This is a genomic window from Pseudomonas sp. xss_4, from assembly GCF_043104125.1.
Taxonomy (GTDB): domain Bacteria; phylum Pseudomonadota; class Gammaproteobacteria; order Pseudomonadales; family Pseudomonadaceae; genus Aquipseudomonas; species Aquipseudomonas parafulva_B.
The window spans coordinates 113569-120173 of sequence record NZ_JBICKJ010000091.1; the positions used below are offsets into that span (position 1 = coordinate 113569).

At 61.0% G+C, this 6605-nt stretch carries 8 protein-coding genes; 2 read left to right on the forward strand and 6 right to left on the reverse strand.

All coding sequences use genetic code 11. The features are described from left to right. Positions 1–5: 5 nt before the first annotated feature. The 4 genes from aspS to ACF8GB_RS20615 all read right to left on the reverse strand — a co-directional run bounded on the left by aspS (position 6) and on the right by ACF8GB_RS20615 (position 3130). Positions 6–1781, reverse strand: coding sequence for an aspartate--tRNA ligase (aspS, locus tag ACF8GB_RS20600; protein ID WP_027914214.1), 1776 nt, complete (start codon positions 1779–1781; stop codon positions 6–8). A 93-nt stretch (positions 1782–1874) separates the two neighbouring features. Continuing rightward, entirely contained in the window at positions 1875–2096 is a 222-nt protein-coding gene (locus tag ACF8GB_RS20605) for an FmdB family zinc ribbon protein (RefSeq protein ID WP_023536249.1), read from the reverse strand. A gap of 92 nt (positions 2097–2188) precedes the next feature. Beyond that, positions 2189–2518 carry a ribbon-helix-helix domain-containing protein gene (locus ACF8GB_RS20610; protein WP_027914213.1) on the reverse strand — a complete coding sequence of 110 codons (330 nt, stop codon included), beginning with the start codon at positions 2516–2518 and terminating at the stop codon, positions 2189–2191. Positions 2519–2656: 138 nt separating this feature from the next. Then, the gene (locus tag ACF8GB_RS20615; RefSeq protein WP_023536324.1) at positions 2657–3130 is read right to left on the reverse strand and encodes a Dps family protein; all 474 of its coding nucleotides are present in this window, start codon (positions 3128–3130) and stop codon (positions 2657–2659) included. Positions 3131–3404: 274 nt separating this feature from the next. On the opposite strand from ACF8GB_RS20615, the gene ACF8GB_RS20620 reads away from it, so the two are divergent. Beyond that, on the forward strand, positions 3405–3998 hold the full coding sequence (locus tag ACF8GB_RS20620; protein WP_058638507.1) for a cold shock domain-containing protein: 594 nt from the start codon (positions 3405–3407) through the stop codon (positions 3996–3998). A 78-nt stretch (positions 3999–4076) separates the two neighbouring features. Here ACF8GB_RS20620 and ACF8GB_RS20625 read toward each other — a convergent pair whose 3' ends face one another. Together ACF8GB_RS20625 and ACF8GB_RS20630 are read right to left on the reverse strand one after the other, a co-directional pair. Further along, positions 4077–4283 (reverse strand): SlyX family protein, encoded by a 207-nt coding sequence (locus tag ACF8GB_RS20625; RefSeq protein ID WP_058638508.1) that lies wholly within the window; start codon positions 4281–4283, stop codon positions 4077–4079. Then, positions 4273–4704, reverse strand: a complete 432-nt coding sequence (locus tag ACF8GB_RS20630) for an HIT domain-containing protein (RefSeq protein ID WP_145254976.1) — start codon at positions 4702–4704, stop codon at positions 4273–4275. The genes ACF8GB_RS20625 and ACF8GB_RS20630 overlap by 11 nt, the downstream gene beginning before the upstream one ends. A gap of 587 nt (positions 4705–5291) precedes the next feature. Between ACF8GB_RS20630 and ACF8GB_RS20635 the strand changes: the two genes are divergently transcribed. Beyond that, the gene (locus ACF8GB_RS20635; RefSeq protein ID WP_058604319.1) at positions 5292–6563 is read left to right on the forward strand and encodes an OprD family porin; all 1272 of its coding nucleotides are present in this window, start codon (positions 5292–5294) and stop codon (positions 6561–6563) included. Positions 6564–6605 lie beyond the last annotated feature (42 nt).

The window sequence follows — 6605 nt, forward strand, 5'->3', positions numbered from 1 at the left end:
GCCGATTACTCGACCTTGGTCTGCTCGCGCAGACGGATGTGCAGCTCACGCAATGCCTTGGCATCGACCATGCCCGGCGCCTGGGTCATGACACACGCGGCGCTCTGGGTTTTCGGGAAGGCAATCACTTCACGAATCGACTGGGCGCCGGTCATCAGCATGACCAGGCGATCCAGGCCGAAGGCCAGGCCACCGTGAGGCGGTGCACCGAACTTCAGGGCATCGAGCAGGAAGCCGAACTTCTCTTCCTGTTCCGCCGCCTCGATACCCAGCAGGCGGAACACGGCCTGCTGCATTTCCTTGCGGTGGATACGGATCGAGCCGCCACCGAGTTCGGTGCCGTTGAGCACCATGTCATAGGCACGGGACAGGGCCGTGGCCGGGTTGGCTTCCAGTTCCTCGGGCGTGCACTTGGGCGCGGTGAACGGGTGGTGCAGCGCGGTGAAGCTGCCGTCTTCGTTTTCTTCGAACATGGGGAAATCGACGACCCACATCGGCGCCCACTCGCAGGTGAACAGTTCGAAGTCGTGACCCAGACGAATACGCAGGGCGCCCAGCGCTTCGCTGACCACCTTGAACTTGTCGGCACCGAAGAACACGATGTCGCCGTCAACGGCGCCCACGCGGTCGAGGATGGTGTTGAGATTGGCCTCGGGGATGTTCTTGACGATCGGCGACTGCAGACCTTCAACGCCCTTGGCACGCTCGTTGACCTTGATGTAGGCAAGGCCACGGGCACCGTAGATGCCGACGAACTTGGTGTATTCGTCGATCTTGCTGCGCGGCATGCTGGCGCCGCCTGGCAGGCGCAGCGCGGTGACGCGGCATTTAGGATCGTTGGCGGGGCCGGCGAATACCTTGAAGTCCACGTCCTTGAGCTGGTCGGCGACGTCAACCAGCTCCAGCGGGATGCGCAGGTCTGGCTTGTCGGAGCCATAGCGACGCATGGCTTCCTCGAAGGTCATGTGCGGGAATTCGCCGAATTCCAGGTCCAGCACTTCCTTGAACAGCTTGCGGATCATGCTCTCGGTCAGGCCCATGATCTCGGACTCGTCCAGGAAGCTGGTCTCGATGTCGATCTGGGTGAATTCCGGCTGGCGATCGGCACGCAGGTCTTCGTCGCGGAAGCACTTGGCAATCTGGTAGTAACGATCGAAACCGGCGACCATCAGCAACTGCTTGAACAGCTGCGGCGACTGCGGCAGGGCGAAGAAGCTACCGGCGTGGGTACGGCTTGGCACCAGGTAGTCGCGCGCGCCTTCAGGGGTGGCGCGGGTCAGGATCGGCGTTTCCACGTCGAGGAAGCCGTTTTCGTCGAGAAAGCGTCGAATGCTGCTGGTGATGCGCGAACGCAGGCGCAGCTTGTCGGCCATCTCAGGGCGACGCAGGTCGATGAAGCGGTAGCGCAGACGCGTTTCTTCACCAACGTCGGAGTATTCGTTCAGCGGGAACGGCGGGGTTTCGGCTTCGTTCAGCACATTGAGCTGGTAGCCGAGGATTTCGATGGCACCGGAGGCCATGTTGCTGTTCACCGCACCTTCCGGGCGACGGCGGACCTTGCCGGTGATCTGCACGACATACTCGCTGCGCACACGGTCTGCTGCGGCGAAGGTGTCGGCGCGATCCGGATCGAAAACGACCTGGGCCATGCCCTCGCGGTCACGGATGTCGAGGAAGATCACCCCGCCGTGGTCCCGGCGACGATGGACCCAGCCGCAAAGGGTGACTTCCTGGCCGTCCAGGCTCTCGTTCAGTTGGCCGCAATAATGGCTGCGCATCATGATGGTGGTTTCGCTTCTCGTGATTCGTGTATTCGATGGAGGCCTTGGCCGCCCGGAGGGCTAATACTGCAAGACCCGGTCATAGCATTCAACTCAGTCGGCCTTGTCGCCGCCTGCCAGATTCTTTTTCGCACCGGTCTTGAAGTCGGTTTCGTACCAGCCGTTACCGCTCAGGCGAAAGCCGGGTACCGACAGCAGTTTCTTCATCGCCGGCGCCTGGCAGGCCGGGCAATCGGTGAGCGGCGCGGCGCTGATTTTCTGCAGCACTTCCATACGGTGCTCGCAGGACGCACATTGATAGTCGTAAAGGGGCATGGATGTCTCTCGTCAACCATAACGCTGGCTGCCTGGGCAGCAAAAGGCGGGATTATATATGGTTAACCAGCGCTGCGCAGCCCGCCGGGCAATCAGTGCGACGTCGGTGGCTGCTGCAACCAGGCAACGCAGATCACCCGTATCAGCCCGCTGAAGTTGCGCACGCCCCCCTGGCGCAGGTGCACCTCACGGTCGACGTAGGACAACACCGCACTGACCGAGCACTGGTTGGCAGCGGCAATGCGCTCGAGGATACCCCAATACACGGCTTCAAGGCGCAGACAGGTGGAAAAACCATTGAGCCGCACCGAGCGGGAAACAGGCTGGGTCTGCAACATGTCGAAATCTGCCGTGAATGGGTCGACGCATTGTTTGCCGGGCCAGCGCCCCTGACCTGCCGTCCGCTTGCCAGACTGAGCCATCTGCACACCTCCTGATGATTGAACCAAGGGGTGTATCAAGCGCCGAACGCGCCAGTGCAGAGCAGCGGCAAACCCTTCCCGCACAGAAACCGGCAGGCCGGCCCAGTCACCCTGGGCAGGCCTGCCGGCACGGTCCGGCTATTTCTCGTCGAGCAACACGCGCAGCATCCATGCAGTCTTTTCGTGGACCTGCATGCGCTGGGTCAGCAGATCGGCGGTGGGTTCATCGCTGACCTTGTCAACCGCTGGGAAGATACTGCGGGCGGTGCGCACTACCGCTTCCTGCCCTTGCACCAGTTGCCGGATCATCTCGTCGGCTGGGGGAACCCCCTCCTCTTCCTTGATCGAAGAGTGCTTGGCGTAGAACGCGTAGGACCCAGGCGCCGGGAACCCCAGGGCGCGGATGCGCTCGGCAATGGCGTCCACCGCCAGCGCCAGCTCGTTGTACTGCTCCTCGAACATCAGGTGCAGCGTACGGAACGAGGGCCCGGTGACGTTCCAATGGAAGTTGTGGGTTTTCAGATACAGCACGTAGGTATCTGAAAGCAGGCGGGAAAGCCCATCGACGATGGACTTGCGATCTTCTTCACTGATGCCGATATCGATTGCCATGATGCTCCCCTTCGGAAAACGTGAAACCCAAGCGGGTGCCGACCACTTTAGCAACACTCTGAGCGCCGCGCCTCTGTCAGGTGGCCGCAGGCACAGGGCGCCGGGTGCAGTTTGAGTAGCCTGCAGGTTTACGGTTAAATAGGCAGCGTGCCATTCGTGCGGACTGCAATTGCCGAATGCATAGGCTGAAGGCCACGTGTTCGCGCCAACACTTCATGCGCACCGGGCCGTCAGCTCTTCCCGTGATCAGCTTCAATCAATGTGAGCCAATCCCATGTTCAAGATCGTCCACCTGGTGACAGGCGCGGCAGCCTTGCTGCTAGCGTTCATACCCAGTCTTAAAACCGAGGCAACGCCTTTCCTGCAACAACCCGACGCGGTCTACCTGGCCCTGTTCGGCTTGCTCAACCTGATCCTGGCGCCTGTCCTGCCGCTGTACTACCGAGGTGCCAGGCAGCAGCTGCAATACCTGGCCTGCGCCCTGCTGGTGGTGGCCGTGGTGCTGCAGACCCTTACCGTGCTGGCTCGACCGGAGCTTGGCAACCTCGCGGCGCTGGTGTGCGCCGCTCTGGCCGTGGTCCTGCACCTGGGCGCAGGCTTTGCCCAGGGCACGCGCAAGGTACGCAGCAGCCAACAGCCACTGACGGAGGCCGGCAACCGAGATATGGGCACGGTCAAGTGGTTCAATACGTCCAAGGGGTTCGGGTTCATTTCCAGGGACTCAGGCGATGACATCTTCGTGCACTTTCGCGCCATCCGCGGCGAGGGCCATCGCGTCCTGGTAGAGGGTCAACGCGTCGAGTTCTCGGTCATGCACCGCGACAAGGGCCTGCAGGCCGAGGATGTGGTCCCCGTCACGCGCCGCTGACAGGCGAGCAGGCTTCAACACGTTGAAACCAGGCCTGTCGCTTCGCCCATGGGTGCGACAGGCCTGAGGACCAGATGATCAATAGTGAGGCGGCGGCGCCTCTTCACCCTCGCTGCCATACTGACCTGCTATCTCTTCGTAACGTTTGATCAACTCGGCCATCTGCAACTGCAGCCGCTCGATCACGCGCCCTTGCTCGACCACCACATCGTTGAGCGCCTGCAGGGTGTCGTCCTGGAATGCCTGGCGCGTTTCCAGCTCGATCATTCTCGGCTCAAGCGACATCGGCGGCCTCCTGGAAACCTTCGAGGTGTAGATTTCGTACGCGGGCGCGTATCGCCTGTACTTGTGCGTCGGTATAGGCCACGGCCGGGCATTTGCCCCAGACCGGTGCAGGCCAGGCCACATCATCGTGCTGGCGAACGATCACGTGCATGTGCATTTGGCTGACCACATTGCCCAGCGTCGCCACGTTCATCTTGTCAGCCCCGTAGCTGCGCTTGAGCGCCTCGGCAAGCTGCGTGGTTTCCTGCCAGAGCAGGTGCTGGTCATCCAGGCTCAGGTCGAACAGTTCGCTGACCTCGGCACGGCGGGGCACCAGGATGAACCAGGGGTAGTTGGCATCTCGGCTCAGCAGCAACTGGCACAGGGCGAAATCGCCCAGCACCCAAGTGTCCTGCTGCAAGCGTGGATCAAGAACGAACACGGCGTACCTCCTTCAGGCAAAGCGACCCGCACGGGTGGCGGTAAAAACGGCAGCAAGGATACCTTGCGCAATTGCGGTAACACAGCGCTACTTTTCGCACCAATAAGGTGCTTCGCCACGTCAACTGACTCCCTAGCCCACCACAATTGACACCGCATTAACATGTTGCGGTAACACATTGACTTTGATAGCAAGCTAGCCAACTGAATAGCCCGGCCGGGCGGGCTTGAGGTGCAGTCCGACCAACCCCCGTGTTTACGGCGGTTGAAACGAATTCCTGAAAATTTTGTGAAAAATTCATCAATGCCAGCCCAAGTTGAGCACGCTTGTTGCATTGCCTTCACCCCAAGTCGGCATGCTCTCTGAAACACCTGCACACCGGGCGTCACCACCCTCGGATGCGACGCTGAATTGCCCGACAGCGACACGGCCAAAAAGTTCCATCAAGAGTGCTTTACGCCATATCGCCAACGACCTTCAGCGTGCTATACATTTTCGCCGACATAACAAGAAAGAGCTGCACCCTATAACTAGAACACCTGGATGCAGCGGTACTCTTCCTAAAAAAACCAAAGGAGCAAGTCACGATGCGCGTGATGAAGTGGAGCATGATCGCCCTGGCCGTTTCGGCGGGGTCCTCGCAGATGGCACTGGCCTCTTCGCAGGATGAGTCCAAAGGTTTCATTGAAGACAGCAAGCTGAGCGTCAAAACTCGCATGCTGTATTTCAGCCGTGATTTCCGCAACAACGAAGGCGGCCAGAGCCGCCGTGAAGAAACCGGCCTCGGCTTCGTGGGTACTTATGAGTCGGGCTTCACCCAGGGCACCGTGGGCGTGGGTATCGACGCCATTGGTATGCTCGGCCTGAAACTGGACAGCGGCAAGGGCCGTGCTGGCACCGGCCTGTTCCCGAACGGCTCGGACGGCCGTGCACAGGATGACTACTCCAAGGGTGGCGGCGCGGTTAAATTCCGTATCTCCGACACCGTACTGAAAGTCGGCGACCAGTTCACTGCCCTGCCAGTGTTCGCCACCGACGACAGCCGCCTGCTGCCGGAAATCGCCCAGGGCGCGTTGCTGACCAGCAACGACATCAAGGGCCTGACCCTGCACGCGGGTCGCTTCACCAGCCTGACCGGTCAGGAACAGACCAACCGTGACAGCCTGCGCCTGAAAGAAGCCGACGTATTCGGCGGCACCTATGCCTTCACCGACAGCCTGTCCACCAGCCTGTACTACTCCAAGGTCGAAGACTACTGGCGCAAATACTACGCCAACGTCAACTGGGCGCTGCCGCTGTCGGACAAGCAAGGCCTGGTGTTCGACTTCAACTTCTATGACACCAAGAGCGACGGCCAAGGCCTGCAGCGCGCCGAAAAAGACGGCGTGACCAAGCTCGACAACCGTGCGTTCAGCCTGTCCGGTGCGTACAACATCGGCGCCCATACCTTCACCCTGGCCTACCAGAAAGTGACCGGCGACGGCGACTATGGCTACGGCGTCGACGGTGGCGGCACCGTGTTCCTGGCCAACTCCGTGGCCCGTTCCGACTTCAACGCCGAAGGCGAGAAGTCCTGGCAGGCTCGCTACGACCTGAACTTCGCCGAGTACGGCATTCCAGGCCTGAGCTTCATGACCCGCTACGTGCGTGGCAGCGGCGCCGACACCGGCACCACCAGCAACGGCAAGGAATGGGAACGCGACATCGACATCAAGTACGTGATGCAAGAGGGCCCTGCCAAGGACCTGAGCTTCCGCGTTCGTCAAGCCACCTACCGTTCTTCCGATGGCGTCTACTACGGCTCCCCATCGCTGGACGAGCTGCGCCTGATCGTGGAGTACCCGCTGAGCATCCTGTAAGCCTGGCTTGCAACGCTGCGCACCTGAAAAGCCCGGCGACCG